We start from the raw sequence: 18,918 nt of genomic DNA, 5'->3' as shown, positions 1-18,918 counted from the left end.
CCCGCACTGCGGCTGTTTCAGACCCGCGCTGCCCGGCGACGCATGGATGTCAGCAACAATCCCGCCGCGCAGAGGACAACACCGGCGATGCCCACCGCAGCGAACCCGCCTGAAGGACCCACGGTGTCGATGAAGACTCCGGCCAACGGTGCGCCAAGGGCGACACCCGCTGTCAGGGCGGAGCCGTACCAGCCCATGGCCTCCCCCCGGCGCTCTTCCTCAACGAGGTCAGCCACTTTTTCTGAGGAGGCTGACAAGACCGGTGCGCACAGCAGGCCCGGAAGGAGTGACAGGAACGCCAGGGTCCAGGTGTCCTGGGCGAATCCCATGGGGATGGTGAGCGCGGCCATGCCCAGGAGCAGGAGCATGGGCGAGATGGAACGCTTCATTGAACCGTAGATCAGGCCACCCACTACCGAGGACGCGCACCAGAAGAAGAACACGATTCCAATTTCATTCTCGTGCCCACCACGCTCCAACAGGCCCACGATGCTGACATCGGACCCGCTCAGCACCATGCCCGAGCCGGCGGCCACTGCGAAGAGCGCAGCAACAGAAACCGTGAACCAGGTGAAGTTCCTGGCCACGCGGCTTCGCAAAGCTGCCGTACGGGAGGTGGGCGACGCCATTTCCGAGGCCGCCTCCTGGACGTGGGCAGGCGCGGATGCCACCATGGCCGCCTCAGCCGCAGCGAGATCAGCCGCGGCCCTGTCGGCCGACTCCTGCGGCGTACACACCGCTTCGCTGCGGGTGGGCGGATTGAACCAGATGAGGAACAGCCCCGCCACGGAAACTGAGATACCCACAGCAGTGAGCCCCACGGCTGAGAAACCACTGGTGGCCACGATCGCGCCGACGGCCGGTCCAATCATGAACACCAGCTCGGTGGCGATGGAGTCCAGGGCAAACGCCGAACGCCGCTGCTCGCCGTCAACCATCACACCGAGGGATTGGCGGACAACACTGAAAATCGGCAGCGTGAAGAGGCCGCCAACAAATACCAGAGGCAACAGCCACTCATAGGAAACATGCGGGACGATCGACCATATGACCGTCTCCGAGATCACCGAGGGGATCAGCGCTTTCCTGAGTCCCACCATGTCTACTCGACGGCCACGCCAAGGAGCGCCCAGCGCTATGCCAATGGTCATGACGGCGGCAGCCGCTCCGGCAGCCGCATAGCCGTGACCGAGGGTGAGCACTATGTGCAAGGTGAGGAGTACGCCCGCCGCCGAGTGGGGAATGCGGGCAATCATGCCCACTACCAGCAGGCGCCGGACAGGACGGATGGACAGCGTCTCTTTGTAGAGAGCAAAGTTCACTGGCTAATTCCTCTTGTTCCCCAGGGCAGCCCCGGGGAACCGGCACCGCCATTAATGCTGCGCGGGCTCCTGTGCTGCGCGCTGCAGTTTTACTTCCATGGAATCCACGCCTTCGGCAAAGGAATCCATCCGTGACCAGGCCTCGTTGAGTTGGGCCACGAGCGTCTGCACAGCCACGGCGTCAAGTCCATCTTCGAGGAAGAGCACCACACGCAGTTCCGGCCCTGCACCGCCCCCGGGTACCCGACGGCCGTCCGCTGTCAACGACGCAACTCCAGCACCGGGCTGCGTCTCCAGCCGGCGGACCGTGCGAAATGCCGAAACCGTCGAAGCGAGAGCTGCCTCCAGTTGATCATCGAGGTAGGACGGCGTCCAGTTTTTCTGCTGAGCCAGGGCCCACATTGCCGGACGCCGCACAACGAATGCAAAGTCTGAGCCAGGGTCCATGACCAACAGTTGCGCACCCTCCGATACTGCGGAAAGTGCGGCGCGGGCGGCGTAAACAGCTACCGGGCGGGCTTGGGAGTGCCACGCTTCAAGGGCAGCCGCGGAGGTGAACACCGGCATGGCCGTGCGACCATCGGGAGCCTTGAGTGTGACCAATGCCATATCAGCCTGCTTGTCCGCATGCAGGCCCTCGACACCCTCCGCTTCCTCCGCCAGCTGCGCAACAACGGGAACGAAAACTCGCGCCGTGGCCAGTGAAGCTATAACGTCCGCCTCATTGCCCGTCCCCTTGATCAGCGCTGCGATCGCGGCGACATAACCGGCGTCCGCCGATCCGTCGTCGTCTTCAAAGTTGTGAATTTTGGCGTCGTCACCACTCAGGCTCCTGCCGGCCCACGGTTGCCCAGCGGAGTCAGTGGCTCCCCCGGCACCGGCCAACGCGGCGGCGATATGGCCGGGAAGCTCACGCCGGGCGTGGCTCCGGTCCTCGTGCCCGGGTGCGTGTCCGTCGTGATGTGGCATCAGCGGCGCCCGGCAACGTCCAGCGCTTCGGGCAAGGTGAAGGCACCGGCGTAGAGCGCCTTGCCGACGATTGCACCTTCAACGCCCAGCGGCACCAGTTCACGCAGGACGCGGAGGTCTTCCAAGCTGGAAATACCACCGGAGGCAACTACCGGCTTGCCGGTCTTCTCCACCATCTGGCGGAGAAGTTCCACGTTGGGGCCCTGCAGGGTTCCGTCCTTGGTGACATCGGTAACCACATAGCGGGCGCAGCCGGCGTCCTCCAGACGCGCCAGAACCTCCCAAAGGTCGCCACCTTCTTTGGTCCAGCCGCGTCCGGCAAGAGTCGTCCCCCGGACATCAAGGCCGACGGCGATCTTGTCACCGAAGCGCTCGATCGCACGCCGGGTCCACTCAGGGTTCTCCAACGCCGCCGTTCCAAGATTTACGCGCGCGACGCCCAGTTCAAGTGCACGTTCCAGGGATTCGTCGTCCCGCAATCCGCCGGAGAGCTCCACTTTGACGTTGAGCTGTGAGACAACCTCACTGATCAGCGCAGCGTTGTTCCCACGGCCGAAGGCGGCATCAAGGTCCACCATATGCACCCATTCGGCACCGGCGTTTTGCCAGTTCAGTGCAGCTTCGAGCGGCGTTCCGTAGCTGGTTTCCGAGCCGGCTTCTCCCTGCAGGAGGCGGACCGCCTGGCCGTCAACAATGTCAACGGCGGGCAGGAGTTCCAGAACGGACTGGGCAGAGGAGGTCATGTGTGTCCTTGAAGTTTCGAAAGGTGACGCGGCGTGGTGAGCGCGTGGTTCAGTTACCCAGCGTCAGGAGATAGGCGGCCAGCAGGGACATCCCGGCCAGCACATAGAAGGAAATGGAGACCCACCTGGGCTTTTTCTGCTGATGGAAGGAAATTCCCCCACCCACCAGAAGACCAGCGAGGCCCATCAGGAGTACGGACCACCACATCTAGGCGGCTCCGCTTCCGGAAGATGCTTCCGGTGCGGGCTTGCGGAGGGTGTCCACCCAGTTTCGCAAGAGCCGGGCTCCGGCATCGCCGGACTTCTCCGGGTGGAACTGCGTGGCGCAGAGAGGCCCGTTCTCCACCGCAGCAATGAAGCGCGCACCGTGCTCGGACCACGTGACCATGGGAGGAGCCATACGCGGCTGAACCACGTCAAAGTTCCACTCCTGCACACCATAAGAGTGCACAAAGTAGAACCGTTCCTGTTCAACACCGGCAAAGAGTTTGGAGCCTTCCGGAACGTCCACGGTGTTCCACCCCATGTGCGGAACAACGGGAGCAGGAAGGAGCTCAACCTTGCCAGGCCATTCGGCCATACCTTCGGACTCGGTGCCGTGCTCGACACCTGCCTCAAAGAGGACCTGCAAGCCAACACAGATGGCCAGCACGGGACGGCCGCCTGCAACCCGACGCCCAATCATGCGGATGGCGTCAACGGACTTCAGTTCCTGCATCACCGTCTCAAAAGCTCCGACGCCGGGAACCACCAGACCGTCGGCGTTGAGAACATCCTCTGGTTTGGAACTGAGAATGACATGGGCGCCGGCACGTTCCAGGGCGCGGACCGCGGACCGCACATTACCGGATCCATAGTCCAGGACCGTGACCGTGGGCTTGCCCTCGGGCGACTCCGGTTTCACTGAAGCAACAGCGTCCGCAACTGCCCCATCCTTCAAGAACTGCCCGCTCATAGTGCCCCCTTGGTGGAGGGAATGCCCTCCACCCGGGGATCGGACTCCACCGCAGCGCGAAGCGCACGTGCAAAGGCCTTGAACTGTGCCTCCACAATGTGGTGGGGGTCCCGCCCGGCAAGGACATTCATGTGCAGGCAGATTCCGGCGTGCAGGGTGATGGCTTCAAAAACGTGCCGCGTCAGCGATCCCGTGAAGTGTCCACCGATCAAGTGGTATTCCTGTCCGGCCGGTTCACCCCCGTGCACAAGGTACGGACGCCCGGATACGTCCACCACCGCGTGCGCCAGAGCTTCGTCCAAAGGAACCGTTGCTTCACCAAAACGACGAATGCCGGCCTTGTTTCCCAGTGCGGTGCGGAGAACCTCACCAAAGGTGATAGCGACATCTTCCACGGTGTGGTGGGCATCGATGTGGGTATCGCCGGTGGCCTTGACTGTCATGTCAATCAGGGAGTGCTTGCACAATGCCGTCAGCATGTGGTCATAAAACGGAACCGAGGTGCTGATATCCGATACACCTGTTCCGTCCAGGTTGATCTCCACCAGCACCGAGGATTCACTGGTGGTGCGCTCCATGCGCGCGGTTCGGGCAGCGGTCGGCGTGGCGCCGGTTTCGCTCATTGGGACGTCCTTATACACGGAGGGTGGGTTGGGTCTAGAACAAGTTTAGGCGTGCTGCGGCGCAGTGCCGTTCAACAGGGATTCCAGCGCTTCAAGGAAGGCCGTTGTTTCCTGCTCCGTGCCTGCGGTAACACGCAAATGACCGGGGATGCCGACGTCGCGGATCAGCACGCCGGCATCGAGCAGGCCTTGCCAAATCGCGTGAGGTTCCTCGAGCCCTCCAAAGAAGACGTAGTTGGAGTCCGAAGCTGCAGGCTTGAGGCCCATGCGCAGCAGCTCAGTGACTATGCGGTCCCGTTGGACCTTGATGTCTTCGACGTCGGCCATAAGGGCTTCACGGTGCGTCAGCGCCGCAAGTGCTGTTGCCTGGGTAACCGCAGAGAGGTGGTAGGGCAGACGCACCAACCTGATCGCGTCCGTAACTTCAGGAGCTGCAGCCATGTACCCGAGCCTGGCACCGGCCAGGGCAAAAGCCTTGCTCATTGTGCGCGAAACGATCAATCGCTCGCGGCCGGGCAGCAAGGTCAGGGCGCTGGGAGTATTGTCGTGTGCGAACTCGTGATAGGCCTCATCCACGATCACGATCGCTTGGCTGGCTTCCCCGGCTTCGTAGACTGCCTCGACGACGTCCAGCCCCAGTCCCGTGCCCGTGGGGTTGTTGGGCGAGCAGAGGAAAACAATGTTGGCCCCGGTTTCCCGGACCTGCGCAGCAGCCGAAGCTGCGTCCAGCCCATAGTCCTCAGCACGGACTCCCCGGACATACTCGGTGTCAGTGCCGCTGGCGAGCAGGGGGTACATGGAGTACGTGGGAGGGAAACCCAGGGCCTTGCGTCCCGGACCGCCAAATGCCTGGAGTATTTGCTGCAGGACTTCATTGGAACCGTTGGCAGCCCAGATGTTATCCGGAGAAAGTCCGTGGCCCAAGTACTCGGCAAGGGCTTGACGGAGTTCAGTGAACTCTCGATCCGGGTAACGGTTCAGTCCAGTAGCGGCAGCAGCAACAGCCTCGGTAATGGCGGCCTGCACATCAGCAGGGACGCCATGAGTGTTCTCGTTGACATTGAGCAGGATGGGGACATCAAGCTGCGGCGCGCCATAGGGGCTCAGTCCACGCAGGTTGGTCCGGAGGGGAAGTCGGTCAAGTCGCTCAAGCTGGTCACTCACCAACCCAGTTTAAGGGGCGGTCGGGACTGCCGACTAACTGTGACGCCCGGCCACAGATGCAACAGACCTGGGACTACCTAGTTTGCGGGGACGAAGAGTTGCTGGCCGGGCAGGATGCGGCCGCCGCGGAGGTCATTCAACTGGATGATCTCGGCGATGACATCCCGAGGATCCCGCTCAGGAGCTGCAGCACCAGCAATGCCCCACAGGGACTGCCCGGGCTGGACAGTGACCGTGACGGCCACAGGCGGACGCAACTGGGACTGTGAGTCCGCAGCCTTGGCCGGGGAGTTGATGAAACCGGCGAGACTCAGCAACGCCGCCACCAACAGCATGGCGGGGATGCCGAAGAAGACAAACCGACCACGCCGGGTCAGACGCAAGCGAGCGGGTGCCTGGGTAGTGCGGAATTCAGCGAACGTGATGACTGCGGACATGAGCTGAGCCCTTCTGAGCTATTGCCAGGCTCCGGAGTACCGGTGCTTGGCTGCCAATTCTTGGTGTTCCCCTCCCCCGACCCCCGATGTTCGAACGCTTTGTTCGAACATCGGGCTTCAGCATCAGGTTTATAGAACACATATTCGAACCTTGCTATGACATTTTTAGCACTTATCAACGAACGGTGTCGAGACTCGCTAGAACAAATGTTTGATAAACGCCTGTGCCTGCCCTACGTTTGAGTGAAGAAACAGCACTGTTTCAGTGGAACAGGAGGGTCCGACATTTTTTGCGGACCCAACAACCCCGGGCACTCATCGGGCTGAATGAAAGGCATTGGCGAACATGGCAGCGAAAGCCACAGGCGGCGGGGCACCCCTGCGGAGCCAACAGCCTCAAAAGAGTCCCAAAAGCCTGACTGTCCGGCAGAAGAAGATCCTGGAGACCATCCAGCGTTCGGTCAACGACAACGGCTACCCGCCCAGCATGCGTGAAATCGGCGACACCGTAGGCCTGGCAAGTTTGTCCAGCGTCACGCACCAGTTGTCACAGCTCGAGAAGCTCGGCTACCTCCGCAGAGATCCCAAGCGACCCCGCGCCATGGAAGTGCTGATGCCGTTGACCCTTGACGGCGGACCAATTCCCGGCGTGGAAGCCCCCACCACGCTGCGCAGTGCCGGTGGCCTGGCCGTGACGGAATTGGCAAGCGCCAGCGATACTGCCATGGTCCCTCTGGTGGGCCGCATTGCTGCCGGCGGTCCGATTCTGGCTGACCAGACGGTTGAAGACGTGCTTGCACTCCCTCGCCAACTTGTGGGGCATGGCGAACTGTTCATGCTGAAGGTAGCCGGCGATTCCATGATTGATGCCGCTATCTGTGACGGCGATTGGGTAGTGGTCCGGCGCCAGAACGATGCCATCAACGGCGACATCGTTGCCGCCCTGCTGGATGACGAAGCCACCGTCAAAACGTTCCGGCAGCGGGACGGGCACACATGGCTGCTTCCGCAGAACACACAGTACGAGCCCATCCTCGGAGATCAAGCCACCATCATGGGCAAGGTCGTTTCCGTGCTGCGCTCTCTCTAAGCACGCACGCTTCCTTGAGGAAACGCACACTCAAGGCTTCCCCGCAGACCCAGCGCCTCCCTAAGAGGCTTTGGTCGATCCCAGACGCTCCAAGACGCCACGCACTACTGTCCGGTCCGTCGTAGCCCAGAACGGCGGCAGGGCGGCACGCAGGAAGCCCCCATAGCGCTCTGTTGACAGCCGGGAATCCAGTACGGCTACAACCCCTTTGTCTCCTGTAGAGCGGATTAGCCGGCCTGCGCCTTGAGCCAATCGAATAGCAGCGTGGGTGGCTGACACGGCCATGAACCCGTTACCGCCCGATTGGGCCACTGCACGGGAACGGGCGGTCATCAGGGGATCATCAGGACGTGGGAAGGGGATGCGGTCAATGACCACCAGACGGCAGGAGCCACCCGGTACGTCGACGCCTTGCCATAGTGACATGGTTCCGAAGAGGCACGTGTCAGGTTCGTCCGCGAATTGCTTCACCAGGGCCGCCATGGTGGATTCGCCTTGGCAGAGGATATCCACGTCCAGCCGGAGCCGCATGGCATCGGCGGCTTCTTCGGCTGCACGCCGTGAAGAGAACAGGCAGAGCGCTCCGCCCCCGGAAGCGCGGATGAGGTCTTCCAATTCGTCCAGCGCCTCAGGCGAGGTACCGCGGCCTGGCTTGGGCAGGTGTTTTGCGACGTATAAGACCCCTTGTTTGGGGTAGTCAAAGGGCGATCCGACATCGATCCCGGTCCAGCTCGGTGCGCCTTCGCCAATCAGGCCCAGACCACCCGCGGCTGGCTCAAAGGCCGAGCCGATGGCCAGCGTGGCGGAGGTCAGCACTACGGTGTGTCCGGCAAAGAGTCCCTCACGGAGCCGCCCTGCGACGCTAAGAGGTGCAATGTTGATCAAAGCAGGTGCGGTCTCGTCCGGTGGCGAGTAGCCCTGCTGGGGGTCGAAGGTGCTGTTCCGCGAGAACCAGACCACTTCGCGGTTCTCCTTGGCGGCCAGCATCCGCTCGCACAGTTCCAGGATGAGCATGAGCCGTGAACGGGCGAGCTGGCGTCCTCCGTCAACGGCGTTGGAGGAATCGGTCTTCGAATCCGAGAGCGCCGCGCGTGTGGCGTCGCGCAATTGGTCCAGACAATCGAGCTGTTCGTCGTTGAGTCCGTTGGGCAACAAACCGTTGGGCACTCCGGCGATTGCCATGTCCAAGCTATCCGCAGCGGCGTTGAGGGCATCCACAGTGATGGCTGTGTGTTTGCGGGCACTGGATGCTGCCGCGTGGACCATGGCAACGGACAACTGCCCGGACACAGCTCCGGTCACCCTGTCCTGAAGCTCGTGGGCCTCATCAACCACAACGACGTCGTACTCGGGCAGAACGGCCAGGCCTTCGAAGGCGCTGACGGCCAGCATGGCATGGTTGGTGACCACGACGTCGGCCTCGCCCGCCCTTGAGCGGGCCAGCTCGCTGAAGCACTCTTCCGCCACGGGGCACTTCTGGGCACCCAGGCACTCCATGGACGTTACGGATACTTGCCGCCAGGCTCTGTCCGTCACGCCAGGCATGAGTTCGTCTCGGTCCCCGGTGGTGGTCTTCTCCGCCCACTCCCGGAGACGGACCACTTCTTTGCCCAGCTGGGACTGGGGCCCGCTCATGGAGGCAGCGAAATGGGGAACGCTGGTATCCTCCCCCAGGGAAAACAACTGTCCCTCGGAGGGCTCTTCGCTGGGGAACCCGCCTTCAAGTTTCTGCAGACAAACATAGTTGGCCCTGCCCTTGACCAGTGCCACATTGACGGGGCGATCAAGGGCAGGGTTGATGGTCTCCAGAAGGCGCGGGAGGTCCCGCCCCACGATCTGGGTCTGGAGTGCCAGGGTGGCGGTGGACACCAGCGTCGGTTTGTCACTGTCCATGGAATGGGCGATCAACGGAATCAGGTAAGCCAAGGACTTACCCGTTCCCGTTCCCGCCTGGACCAGCAGATGCTCCCCGGTCTCGATGGCCCGTGTGACATGCTTGGCCATTTCATGCTGGCCGGCACGGCTTTGTCCGCCCATGCCGGCAACAGCCCGGTCCAACAGCTCGAGGGTGACTTTCTCCCCCACCGACTCGACGGCGTCCGCCGCCACTTTCTCAACCATTACTAACGAATGACTCCAGTTCGGCGGCCAGACCTTCGCGCACCATGACGACTACGCGGGTCCCGTTCTCCTCATGCTCAAGGCTAAGGATTTCCGAGTCGGAATTGTGCAGCTTGTTGATCATTTCCCCGCGGTCGTAGGGAATGAGCAGTTCAAGGCGCACACCAGGCCGTGGAATGGACCGGCTGATGTCTTCCAGCAATTCAGCGATGCCTTGGCCCGTCCGGGTGGACACCACCGCGTGGCGGGGTTCCTTCTGCTTGAGCCGCTCCACCACGAAGGGGTCCGCTACATCGACCTTGTTCAGGACGATGATCTCGGGAACCTTGCGGGCGTCCACCTCGGTGAAGACGGACCGGACGGCTGCAATCTGGCCCTCAGGATCCGGGTGCGATGCATCCACTACGTGAAGGATCAGGTCCGCATCCGCAACTTCCTCCAGCGTGGACCGGAAGGCCTCAATCAGCTGGGTAGGCAATGAGCGGACAAAACCAACAGTGTCCGCCAAGGTGTAGCCAATTCCATCCGGCGTTTGTGCTTTGCGGACCGTGGGATCAAGGGTGGCGAACAGGGCGTTCTCCACCAGGACACCGGCGTCGGTGAGGCGGTTGAGCAAAGACGACTTGCCTGCGTTCGTGTACCCGGCGATAGCCACGGAGGGAACAGCATTCCGACGGCGGTTGGCCCGCTTGGTCTCTCGCGCCGGCTTCATTGCGGCGATTTCGCGACGCAGCTTTGCCATACGGGTACGGATTCGACGACGGTCCAGTTCGATCTTGGTTTCACCGGGACCACGGGAGCCCATACCGGCGCCTGCTCCACCTACCTGGCCACCAGCCTGGCGGGACATGGAGTCACCCCAACCACGAAGCCGCGGGAGCAGGTACTCGAGCTGAGCGAGCTCAACCTGCGCCTTGCCTTCGCGGCTCTTGGCGTGCTGGGCAAAGATGTCAAGAATCAGCGTGGTGCGGTCAACTACCTTGACCTTCACAATGTCCTCAAGGCCGCGACGCTGCGATGGAGCCAGTTCAGTGTCCACCACCACGGTGTCCGCGCCGGTGGCGGCCACAATGTCCTTGAGCTCCTGGGCTTTGCCGGATCCCAGGAACGTTCCCGGGTCCGGCTTCTGCCGGCGCTGAACCAGGCCGTCCAGCACCTCGGATCCAGCGGTCTCGGCAAGTGCGGCGAGCTCACGGAGTGAATTCTCCGCATCTGCAAGAGTCCCCTCGGTCCACAGGCCTGCCAGCACAACACGTTCGAGGCGCAGCTGCCGGTATTCGACCTCTGTGACGTCCTCAAGTTCGGTGGACAATCCAGCGGTACGCCGAAGGGCGCGGCGTTCAGCCAGGTCCTCTTGGTCGCCGTCGTAAATGCTGTGTTCCTGGTCCAGCGTGGAAATCGCCTGCGCCTTGCCGAACACACCGTTGGCATCGTTGTCCTCGGATGGCTGCGCAGGTACATCCTTGGAAAGAATCCGGTCGATCACGGCCTGGATTTGTTCAGGACTCATGTCCTGGGCGTCGGAATCGGATCCGGAGTGCTTCTGGGTGGTCATGGTCTCCTTAGACTGTTCGGCAATTCCAGAATAGTGCTGTTTGCTGCTCGATGGGGCGCTATTCGCGCTGGGCTGACGGGCATTGGCCAAAAGGGCCTCCTGTGTCCTGAACAGCCACCCCTGATCTTTGAGGTGGCTGCTGTAGAAGTGGCTTAGTGTGAATCCGCAGGAGGGTCCGGGCCGAGGTGGGATGCTTCACCGCTGGCATTGCAGGAGCCATGTACACCATGGCGGTTCACTGCGCATCAACGGATTGGATCTACTGAGTGTCCTGCTCCACCGTCCAGGCCTCAAGACTTCAGGAGCCTTGGGAACCAACCGGGAAAGCCAACAAACTGAGCCTCGGGGAACCTGCCGGGCGGAATGGCCGGGCCGGCATTAACCAAACCGGGCCTGCTTCGCGGGCAGTACCAGTAAACGCCTGAAAGCTCAGGCGTTTCGGGCTGACTACTCAAAGATCAAGAACATGCATACAACTTTAGCAGCACGTGTCAAACCCGCGACGGACGGAGGCGGTTTCCCAAGCTGGCAATAGCCAACTAATCTGGCAAATTATGGAGTCTGCACACTATTTCACTTCCCAACCGGCCGGACCATTCACGCGCAAGCCACTAACAGTAGAACTCGCCGGAGCCACGCGCCGGCTGCAGACCTCATCGGGTATTTTCAGCCCGGACGGAGTGGACAAGGGCACAGCGGTCCTGTTCGCCGAAGTTCCGCCGCCCTCACCTCAGGGGCACCTGCTGGACATTGGCTGCGGATGGGGTCCAATTGCCCTCACCTTGGGCCTCATGGCGCCACATGCGCAAGTTCATGCCGTTGACGTCAATGAGCGTTGCATCACACTGACCAACGAGAACGCCGCGGCCCTGGGACTCACCAACGTCACGGCCAGCCTCCCGCATGAAGTGGATCCCGCCGTCGAGTTCGACACCATCTGGTCCAACCCGCCCATCCGAATTGGCAAGGACGAACTTCACTCGCTGCTGCTGACGTGGCTGCCCCGGCTGGCACCCGGGGGCAGCGCCTGGCTGGTGGTCCAGAAGAACCTGGGCTCGGACTCACTCCAACGGTGGCTCGCCAACGAGCTGGACGGCTCTTACACGGTCTCGCGTGAAAGCACATCCAAGACGTTCAGGATCATCAGGGTCAGGAAAGCGTCCCTGTAGCCACGATCACGGCAGGACCACTCAGTTCCACGTGCTCCCTGCCGCCCGCGCCGGGGAAAAACTTCACGGCAACGACGCCGCCCGGTACGTTGACGTGCCAGTCGTTCGGTGCCGTCTCACCGGCCCAGTGACGGATAGCGACGGCGGCAGCGCACGCCCCGGTGCCGCAGGACTGCGTTTCACCCACGCCGCGTTCATGAACGCGCATGGTGATGGTTCCTACGCCATCCTCCACCAGTGGCTCAGCCGGAACCACAAACTCCACGTTGGTCCCATTGACCGGTGTGGGATCCACCACCGGGACTTTGAAGAGCTGCGTGGCGGCCAGTTCGCTGAGTTCGGCAAGGGCAACTACCGTATGCGGATTACCCATGCTCACAGAGAGCCCGGGCCTTGCCACCTCCAGGCCATCAGCGCTGACCAGCGCATCCATGGCCTTGCTCCGGGCTTCGTCCGGGAAGATAAACTCCCACGGGCCCATGTCCACGGCATAGCCGTTGGCGGTCCGGACAACTTTCTTCACACCACCGCGGGTTCCAATGGAAAGTGTCTGACCGGGTCCGAGGTCCACCAGCCCCTCGGCGATCAGGAAATGAACAAAGACGCGGACCCCATTGCCGCACATCTCCGAGAGCGAACCGTCACCGTTGCGGTAGTCCATAAACCACTCCGCTTGGGGATCCTGCTCCAAGGCAACGCGGCCCTCCGGGAGAAAGCGGGACGGGACGGCCCGGATGAGACCATCGCCACCGATGCCCACATGACGGTCACACAACTGAGCCACGTGCTCGGCCGTGATCTCATGGGCATCGCCGGGATCAGCAATCAGGACGAAGTCGTTACCCGTTCCGTGGCCCTTTGAGAACGCCAGGCCGGCAAGGCTGGAAAGTGTCACCGGAACATCCGCGTTTGCGGATTGCCGGGCGGGAACTGCAGCGGTTTCATCCATGGATCTAGGCTACCCGCCACGCAGGTTCGGCCAGAAATTTCGCGGGCTGGCGTCCAACGGTCAGGTGCGGGTTACCCTGGGGCGGTCAACACCGCATCTACGGCTTTGACCAACAGTTCCGGATCCTGCCAGTCAAGCCAGGTGATTCGTGGATCCGCCCTGAACCACGTCAACTGGCGCCGTGCAAACTGTCTGGTTGCAACAATGGTGTCCTCGGCGGCAGCTTCCACTGTCATCTCCCCGTCCAGAACCTTCAGGAACTGGACATAACCCAAGGCACGGGAGGCTGTTTTGCCGCTCCGCAAACCCAAGGCGTCAAGCCGTTCAACTTCCTCTTCAAGGCCCTCCTCCACCATACGGTGCACCCTCAATGCCAGGCGTTGCCTCAGTTCCTCGCGATCCACTTCCAACCCGATCTGAACCGCGGGCTGGAAATACTGACGCTGCGGCATGAATGAGCTGAAGGGACGGCCGGTCAGCCCGTGAACCTCCAGTGCCCGGATCACACGCCGGGCGTCGCCAAGGCGAGCAGCTGAAATGGGATCCACTTCCTCAAGGCGCGCGCGCAGCGGCGCAAGCCCGCGCCTCTGGCTCTCCTCTTCCAAGCGTTTACGGAGCTCCGGATCAGTGCCCGGAAACTCCAGGACATCCAGGGCGGCGCGCACGTAGAGGCCGGAACCGCCCACAAGGATGGCCCGCTTGCCCCGGGAGTGGATGTCTGCGATGGCTGCACGGCATTGATCCTGGAAGTCCGCAACGCTGGCCTCCTGGGTGACGTCCATGATGTCCAGTAAATGGTGCGGAACGTCCCTGCGTTCGTCCACGGTGATCTTGGCGGTGCCAATGTCCATTCCACGGTAGAACTGCAAGGCGTCGGCGTTGATCACCTCACCGTTCAATGCCAACGCCAGGTTGACCCCCAGATCCGACTTCCCCGAACCGGTGGGACCAACAACTGCGATGACAGGCTGCGGAAGTTCCTGATGGGTAGGCGACATGCGATCCTGTGGTCCGCGCCTATGCCCGGCGAACAGGCAGTGACGGCATGCCCAACGACACGCCCGTCTTCCCTGGTGCCGCCCCTGCTGCCGGGACTCCACAGGAATCAGCCTGTGAACGATCCCACGCATCGCCTGCGCGGGATCTACGCAGGAGGTAGTCCTGCCCAGTTGCCGGATCAGCCACGAGGTGGAATGCAGCGGCCTCGGTAATGGTGACAGTGACGAAGTCACCCGGCCTGGGAGCCTGGGAGCCTTCGGGCACGGAAAAGTGCACGAGCCTTTGATCTTTGGACCGACCGGACAACCGATGCGTTTCTCCGGCCTTCCGTCCGGACTGCGCAGTGACCAGAACTTCCACCTGACGTCCCAGCTGCTTGGCGTTCTCTTCGGCAGCAATACGGTCCTGCAGCGCCGTGAGGCGCTCGTAGCGCTCCTGCACCACAGCCTTGGGGAGTTGCTCCGGCAAATCAGCGGCAGGGGTGCCAGGGCGCTTGGAGTACTGGAAAGTGAAGGCCGAGGCAAAGCGGGACTTCTCCACTACGTCCAGGGTGGCCTGGAAATCTTCTTCGGTCTCGCCCGGAAAGCCAACAATGATGTCAGTTGTGATGGCGGCGTTCGGGATCCGTTCGCGCACCTTGTCCAGAATCCCCAGGAACTTGCTCGAACGGTAGGACCGGCGCATGTCCTTCAACACCTTGTCCGAGCCGGACTGCAAGGGCATGTGCAACTGCGGCATGGCGTTGTGGGTCTCAGCCATGGCATCGATCACATCATCGGTGAAAGCTGCCGGGTGAGGGCTGGTGAAGCGGACGCGTTCCAGACCATCAATTTCCCCGCAGGCGCGCAGGAGTTTCGAGAAGGCCTGGCGGTCACCGAACTCCACGCCGTAGGAGTTCACATTCTGACCCAGCAACGTCACTTCAACAGCTCCGTCATCTACGAGGGCCTGGATCTCCGCCAGAATTTCTCCGGGTCGCCTGTCCTTCTCCTTGCCGCGAAGCGAAGGCACAATGCAGAACGTGCAGGTGTTGTTGCAACCCACGGAGATCGAAACCCAACCCGCGTAGACGGAGTCACGCTTGGTGGGGAGCGTTGAAGGAAAGACATCCAGGGATTCGAGGATCTCCAGTTGAGCCTCGTTGTTGTGCCGGGCACGGTTCAGCAGTGCCGGCAACGCCCCCACGTTATGTGTACCGAACACGGCGTCAACCCACGGCGCCTTCTTGACGATGGTTTCCCGGTCCTTCTGGGCCAGGCATCCACCCACGGCAATCTGCATCGAGGGGTTTGCCTCTTTGACCTGGCGCAACTGGCCAAGGTTTCCGTAAAGCTTGTTATCCGCGTTCTCACGGACAGCACATGTGTTGAAGACCACGACGTCCGCTACCTCGCCATCAGCGGGCACGTAACCGGCTTCTTCAAGAAGTCCCGCCATGCGCTCTGAATCATGGACGTTCATCTGGCAGCCGAAAGTCCGGACCTGATAAGTCCGCGGCTCTGCAGTGGTTCCGGGTTCAACAGAAGGAGAGGCGGCAGCTGATGGGGAGGGAATGGTCAAACTCACTACTCAAGGGTACCGGCTTCTGCCAGCACCTCACCGACGATCCTGAACGCCAAGGAAGGGGCGTAACCTTTTCGTGCCAGCATGGATGCCAACCGGCGGGTGTACTTGTCCCGCTCTGCCCGATCGGTCAGATTCATACTGGGCCGGAGCTTGCGCTGAACCAGCTCCCGAGCAGCCGATTCCTCGTCCTGATCGCTGAGCTGCGAAAGGGCTTCTTCGGCGGCATCCAGCTCGATGCCTTTGTCCGCCAGCTCGCGACGGATGGCGCCTTTTGCGAGCTTTTTGCTTTGCGAGCGGCTACGCACCCACATTCGGGCGAACTCGGCGTCATCAATCAGCTGAACTTCTTCAAAGCGATCCAGCACTGCCTCAGCCACATGTTCAGGGACATTGCGTTCTGCTAGCTTCCGGGACAACTGAAGCCGGCTCCGCGGCGCCATCGTCAATTGTCGCAAGACGATGGCACGCGCCACGGATTCGGGATCAGGCTCAGGATCGGCCGCTACGGAAGTATCCGGATCCGGCCCTCTCCTAGCCGTCAACGGCCTTCAGCTTCGGAGAATCTTCTTCAGCCTTGACCACGCCCACGCCGAGCTTTTCCTTGATCAAGCGCTCCAGCTCCTGGGCCAGCTCGGGGTTATCCCGCAAGAAGCGACGCGAGTTCTCCATGCCTTGCCCCAGCTGATCGCCGTCGTAGGTGAACCACGAGCCGGACTTCTTGATGATGCCGTGCTCCACACCCATGTCAATGATGCCGCCCTCGCGGCTGATGCCCTGACCATAGATGATGTCGAACTCGGCGATCTTGAAGGGCGGGGCCATCTTGTTCTTGACGATCTTGGCCTTGGTGCGGTTACCGACGGAGTCCGCACCTTCCTTCAGAGTCTGGATACGGCGGACGTCGATTCGAACTGAAGCGTAGAACTTCAGGGCCTTACCACCTGTGGTGGTTTCCGGTGATCCGAAGAACACGCCGATCTTTTCGCGCAACTGGTTGATGAAGATGGCGGTGGTCTTGGTCTGGCTCAAGCGGCCGGTGATCTTACGCAGTGCCTGGCTCATGAGCCTGGCCTGGAGGCCCACGTGGGAGTCGCCCATCTCGCCCTCGATTTCAGCACGAGGTACCAGGGCGGCCACGGAGTCGATGACCACGATGTCCAGAGAGCCGGAACCCACCAGCATGTCCATGATCTCCAGGGCTTGCTCACCGGTGTCCGGCTGCGAGACGAGGAGTGCATCAGTGTCCACGCCCAGCTTGGCGGCGTAGTCAGGGTCAAGGGCGTGTTCAGCGTCAATGAAGGCCGCGATGCCTCCGGCGCGCTGTGCGTTGGCTACGGCGTGAAGTGCCACGGTGGTTTTACCCGATGATTCCGGGCCGTAGATTTCCACAACGCGGCCCCGGGGCAGGCCACCTATGCCAAGGGCGACATCCAATGCAATGGAGCCGGTGGGAATGACCTCAATCGGTGCGCGGGTGTCATCACCCAGACGCATGATTGAGCCTTTACCGAACTGCTTGTCGATCTGGGCAAGCGCTGCTTCGAGCGCCTTCTCACGATCCGGGGCTGCCGCCATGGTTCACACCTCTGATGCTTTCTCGCTGTGGAGTGGCCTGAAAGGCCGCTTTCCTGTCATGTCAGACGCTATTACGACACCCTGACATTTTTACAAGCCGACCCCTGCTATGTGGATAAACAGGACTGCCGGAATGCCCCGGACGCGTCGTTCAGGATCAATTTTCCTCTTTCAGGAGCATATCCCCATCCGAACAGATATTCGAATGACCAGCCCGGTGTGTCTTGAAGGGCCGTTGCCCGAAAGGCACTCAGTTTGAGGCCGGCTTGATGTCCCTGCCCAGCCTTCGCTCCGGCGGAACATCCTGGACTTCGCAGACAGCCAACCACACCTCGCGGGGCTGGTAACCGGCGGCCAATGCTTCCACGGCGGTCCGTCCACCCACGCTGGCAAGTACCAGGGAGCCGGCCAGGACCCGGGAGTAGCCTGCCCCGAATTCGTCGTCCATTAATCGCCAAAAGTCACTTGCCCTCACCGATAGAGTCTCTCATGGCGCCGGACTCTAGAATGGTTGCCATGAGCAATTCTCTCCAGAGCACGCCCGGACCGGCGGTACCAGGTGACGCCGTGGACGACGCCCTCCAGCAGGTGGAACACCAGCTGAGCCTGCTCTGGCGCCGCGCCCGTTCCATCTCCCACCAGCTCTCACGCCAAGTGCATCCGGACATGGAACCTGCTGCCTACGGGCTCCTTACCGTCATTCGCAGGGAAGGGCCCATCCGCCTGACGGACCTGGCCACCTGCATTGGGGTGGGCAAGCCGTCCGTGAGCCGTCAGATCGCTTTTCTGGAGAGCATAGGACTGGTCTACAAGGAAGCGGACCCCCAGGACGGCCGGGCCCAGTCCATCCGATTGACGGACAAGGGCGAAGAGAAAATGCACCAGGTCCAGGACGCCCGGCGACAGGTGTTCCGTGAACGGCTCGGCGAATGGCCTTTGGAAGATGTTCAAACACTCGCTGATTACATGGGCCGCCTCAACGCCATCTACGGCGATGGCGTCCTCAGTGTGAAGGACCCGGAAAACGACGTCGAAGACAAATCCGAATCCGCCTGAGCTGCACTCAAGCAAGCCGTCAATGACGGCCCCCGTTCAAACAAAAAATGGTCCCCAGCTGAGCTGGGGACCATTTTTCATGACTCTGGTGAACGATTACCGGGCTCCGGAGAGCATTCCCTGCGGGAAGTCATCCGTGAGATCCAGATCGCGACCATAACGCTGTGAGAATTCCTGCGGAACGGTGTCCGGAACAGCAACACCTTCTGCGACGGCCACGCGATCGCTGACTTCGCGAAGCATGTGGGACAGCGGAACATCCAGGGCTGTGCAGATAGAAGACAGGAGCTCGGAAGAAGCCTCCTTTTGGCCGCGTTCAACTTCACTCAAGTAACCGAGTGAAACGCGGGCGCTGTGCGAAACCTCGCGGAGGGTACGGCCCTGACGCTGGCGGACATCGCGCAGTACATCACCGATCTCGTGGCGTAGTACAACCATTTTGCGCTCCTTCTGTTCGCTCTGTGTCTGATCAGCCAAGCCCACATCCTTCCAGCGGACAACGCCGTTTACGGATACGGGCTGCTTTACCATCTGTATCGCCTTGCTCCCTCATTCGTCCGGTTCGCTGGCTGGCGGACCGGGTTGGTTTTTACATCCTAGGCGCCCCGGCTCTTCCGAAGCGACA

The 18,918-nt window shown here is 61.7% G+C and carries 20 protein-coding genes; 3 read left to right on the top strand and 17 right to left on the bottom strand.

What is annotated here, in order from left to right; translation table 11 throughout:
* Positions 1-17: 17 nt before the first annotated feature.
* From ABI796_RS07585 to ABI796_RS07550, 8 genes are all read right to left on the bottom strand, one after another.
* On the bottom strand, positions 18-1,322 hold the full coding sequence (locus ABI796_RS07585; RefSeq protein ID WP_141283901.1) for an MFS transporter: 1,305 nt from the start codon (positions 1,320-1,322) through the stop codon (positions 18-20).
* A 51-nt stretch (positions 1,323-1,373) separates the two neighbouring features.
* Positions 1,374-2,291 (bottom strand): SseB family protein, encoded by a 918-nt coding sequence (locus ABI796_RS07580; RefSeq protein WP_141283902.1) that lies wholly within the window; start codon positions 2,289-2,291, stop codon positions 1,374-1,376.
* Entirely contained in the window at positions 2,291-3,034 is a 744-nt protein-coding gene (gene priA / locus ABI796_RS07575) for a bifunctional 1-(5-phosphoribosyl)-5-((5-phosphoribosylamino)methylideneamino)imidazole-4-carboxamide isomerase/phosphoribosylanthranilate isomerase PriA (protein WP_141283903.1), read from the bottom strand. Before priA ends, ABI796_RS07580 begins: the two co-directional genes overlap by 1 nt.
* A 49-nt stretch (positions 3,035-3,083) precedes the next feature.
* On the bottom strand, positions 3,084-3,242 hold the full coding sequence (locus tag ABI796_RS07570) for a hypothetical protein (RefSeq protein WP_170224929.1): 159 nt from the start codon (positions 3,240-3,242) through the stop codon (positions 3,084-3,086).
* On the bottom strand, positions 3,243-3,989 hold the full coding sequence (gene hisH / locus ABI796_RS07565; RefSeq protein ID WP_141283904.1) for an imidazole glycerol phosphate synthase subunit HisH: 747 nt from the start codon (positions 3,987-3,989) through the stop codon (positions 3,243-3,245). It abuts the gene before it with no gap.
* Positions 3,986-4,612: an imidazoleglycerol-phosphate dehydratase HisB gene (gene hisB, locus ABI796_RS07560; protein ID WP_141283905.1), complete on the bottom strand. Its 627-nt coding sequence runs from the start codon at positions 4,610-4,612 to the stop codon at positions 3,986-3,988. Before hisB ends, hisH begins: the two co-directional genes overlap by 4 nt.
* A gap of 45 nt (positions 4,613-4,657) precedes the next feature.
* Positions 4,658-5,776, bottom strand: coding sequence for a histidinol-phosphate transaminase (locus ABI796_RS07555; RefSeq protein ID WP_141283906.1), 1,119 nt, complete (start codon positions 5,774-5,776; stop codon positions 4,658-4,660).
* 77 nt (positions 5,777-5,853) lie between these two features.
* Positions 5,854-6,213, bottom strand: coding sequence for a LysM peptidoglycan-binding domain-containing protein (locus ABI796_RS07550; protein ID WP_141283907.1), 360 nt, complete (start codon positions 6,211-6,213; stop codon positions 5,854-5,856).
* 346 nt (positions 6,214-6,559) lie between these two features.
* On the opposite strand from ABI796_RS07550, the gene lexA reads away from it, so the two are divergent.
* On the top strand, positions 6,560-7,303 hold the full coding sequence (lexA, locus tag ABI796_RS07545) for a transcriptional repressor LexA (protein ID WP_141283908.1): 744 nt from the start codon (positions 6,560-6,562) through the stop codon (positions 7,301-7,303).
* A gap of 60 nt (positions 7,304-7,363) precedes the next feature.
* Here lexA and ABI796_RS07540 read toward each other — a convergent pair whose 3' ends face one another.
* Both ABI796_RS07540 and hflX read right to left on the bottom strand, forming a co-directional pair.
* On the bottom strand, positions 7,364-9,424 hold the full coding sequence (locus ABI796_RS07540) for an ATP-dependent DNA helicase (RefSeq protein ID WP_141283909.1): 2,061 nt from the start codon (positions 9,422-9,424) through the stop codon (positions 7,364-7,366).
* Positions 9,417-10,979 carry a GTPase HflX gene (gene hflX / locus ABI796_RS07535; protein WP_141283910.1) on the bottom strand — a complete coding sequence of 521 codons (1,563 nt, stop codon included), beginning with the start codon at positions 10,977-10,979 and terminating at the stop codon, positions 9,417-9,419. The genes ABI796_RS07540 and hflX overlap by 8 nt, the downstream gene beginning before the upstream one ends.
* 554 nt (positions 10,980-11,533) lie before the next feature.
* On the opposite strand from hflX, the gene ABI796_RS07530 reads away from it, so the two are divergent.
* Entirely contained in the window at positions 11,534-12,148 is a 615-nt protein-coding gene (locus ABI796_RS07530; protein WP_141283911.1) for a class I SAM-dependent methyltransferase, read from the top strand.
* Here the strand turns inward: ABI796_RS07530 and dapF are convergent.
* The 6 genes from dapF to ABI796_RS07500 form a co-directional block, all read right to left on the bottom strand.
* Complete coding sequence (gene dapF, locus ABI796_RS07525) at positions 12,129-13,097, bottom strand: diaminopimelate epimerase (RefSeq protein ID WP_141283912.1); 969 nt, start codon at positions 13,095-13,097, stop codon at positions 12,129-12,131. The genes ABI796_RS07530 and dapF overlap by 20 nt on opposite strands.
* 71 nt (positions 13,098-13,168) lie before the next feature.
* Positions 13,169-14,095, bottom strand: coding sequence for a tRNA (adenosine(37)-N6)-dimethylallyltransferase MiaA (gene miaA, locus ABI796_RS07520; RefSeq protein WP_141283913.1), 927 nt, complete (start codon positions 14,093-14,095; stop codon positions 13,169-13,171).
* A 19-nt stretch (positions 14,096-14,114) separates the two neighbouring features.
* Positions 14,115-15,662, bottom strand: coding sequence for a tRNA (N6-isopentenyl adenosine(37)-C2)-methylthiotransferase MiaB (gene miaB / locus ABI796_RS07515; RefSeq protein WP_141283914.1), 1,548 nt, complete (start codon positions 15,660-15,662; stop codon positions 14,115-14,117).
* Positions 15,662-16,204, bottom strand: coding sequence for a regulatory protein RecX (locus ABI796_RS07510; RefSeq protein WP_141283915.1), 543 nt, complete (start codon positions 16,202-16,204; stop codon positions 15,662-15,664). The genes miaB and ABI796_RS07510 overlap by 1 nt, the downstream gene beginning before the upstream one ends.
* A complete protein-coding gene (gene recA / locus ABI796_RS07505; RefSeq protein WP_141283916.1) occupies positions 16,194-17,237 on the bottom strand; it encodes a recombinase RecA in 1,044 nt (347 codons plus the stop codon). The genes ABI796_RS07510 and recA overlap by 11 nt, the downstream gene beginning before the upstream one ends.
* 250 nt (positions 17,238-17,487) lie before the next feature.
* The gene (locus tag ABI796_RS07500) at positions 17,488-17,712 is read right to left on the bottom strand and encodes a DUF3046 domain-containing protein (RefSeq protein ID WP_141283917.1); all 225 of its coding nucleotides are present in this window, start codon (positions 17,710-17,712) and stop codon (positions 17,488-17,490) included.
* A gap of 41 nt (positions 17,713-17,753) precedes the next feature.
* On the opposite strand from ABI796_RS07500, the gene ABI796_RS07495 reads away from it, so the two are divergent.
* Positions 17,754-18,293 carry a MarR family winged helix-turn-helix transcriptional regulator gene (locus tag ABI796_RS07495; protein WP_170224930.1) on the top strand — a complete coding sequence of 180 codons (540 nt, stop codon included), beginning with the start codon at positions 17,754-17,756 and terminating at the stop codon, positions 18,291-18,293.
* Positions 18,294-18,389: 96 nt separating this feature from the next.
* On the opposite strand, the gene ABI796_RS07490 is transcribed toward ABI796_RS07495, so the two are convergent.
* Positions 18,390-18,824 (bottom strand): helix-turn-helix domain-containing protein, encoded by a 435-nt coding sequence (locus ABI796_RS07490; RefSeq protein WP_024820363.1) that lies wholly within the window; start codon positions 18,822-18,824, stop codon positions 18,390-18,392.
* Positions 18,825-18,918: the final 94 nt, after the last annotated feature.

Origin of the sequence: Paenarthrobacter aurescens (genome assembly GCF_041549525.1) — a bacterium.
Lineage (GTDB): Bacteria > Actinomycetota > Actinomycetes > Actinomycetales > Micrococcaceae > Arthrobacter > Arthrobacter aurescens.
The sequence above is the reverse complement of the archived record's forward strand: the minus strand, read 5'-3'. Positions and strand labels throughout refer to the sequence as shown.

Bases quoted from the DNA above. Each gene is read 5' to 3' on its own strand.
- ABI796_RS07580 (WP_141283902.1), bottom strand. From the start codon at position 2,291: ATGCCACATCACGACGGACACGCACCCGGGCACGAGGACCGGAGCCAC.
- priA (WP_141283903.1), bottom strand. From the start codon at position 3,034: ATGACCTCCTCTGCCCAGTCCGTTCTGGAACTCCTGCCCGCCGTTGAC.
- ABI796_RS07570 (WP_170224929.1), bottom strand. From the start codon at position 3,242: ATGTGGTGGTCCGTACTCCTGATGGGCCTCGCTGGTCTTCTGGTGGGT.
- hisH (WP_141283904.1), bottom strand. From the start codon at position 3,989: ATGAGCGGGCAGTTCTTGAAGGATGGGGCAGTTGCGGACGCTGTTGCT.
- hisB (WP_141283905.1), bottom strand. From the start codon at position 4,612: ATGAGCGAAACCGGCGCCACGCCGACCGCTGCCCGAACCGCGCGCATG.
- ABI796_RS07550 (WP_141283907.1), bottom strand. From the start codon at position 6,213: ATGTCCGCAGTCATCACGTTCGCTGAATTCCGCACTACCCAGGCACCC.
- lexA (WP_141283908.1), top strand. From the start codon at position 6,560: ATGGCAGCGAAAGCCACAGGCGGCGGGGCACCCCTGCGGAGCCAACAG.
- ABI796_RS07540 (WP_141283909.1), bottom strand. From the start codon at position 9,424: ATGGTTGAGAAAGTGGCGGCGGACGCCGTCGAGTCGGTGGGGGAGAAA.
- hflX (WP_141283910.1), bottom strand. From the start codon at position 10,979: ATGACCACCCAGAAGCACTCCGGATCCGATTCCGACGCCCAGGACATG.
- ABI796_RS07530 (WP_141283911.1), top strand. From the start codon at position 11,534: ATGGAGTCTGCACACTATTTCACTTCCCAACCGGCCGGACCATTCACG.
- dapF (WP_141283912.1), bottom strand. From the start codon at position 13,097: ATGGATGAAACCGCTGCAGTTCCCGCCCGGCAATCCGCAAACGCGGAT.
- miaA (WP_141283913.1), bottom strand. From the start codon at position 14,095: ATGTCGCCTACCCATCAGGAACTTCCGCAGCCTGTCATCGCAGTTGTT.
- recA (WP_141283916.1), bottom strand. From the start codon at position 17,237: ATGGCGGCAGCCCCGGATCGTGAGAAGGCGCTCGAAGCAGCGCTTGCC.
- ABI796_RS07495 (WP_170224930.1), top strand. From the start codon at position 17,754: ATGAGCAATTCTCTCCAGAGCACGCCCGGACCGGCGGTACCAGGTGAC.
- ABI796_RS07490 (WP_024820363.1), bottom strand. From the start codon at position 18,824: ATGGTAAAGCAGCCCGTATCCGTAAACGGCGTTGTCCGCTGGAAGGAT.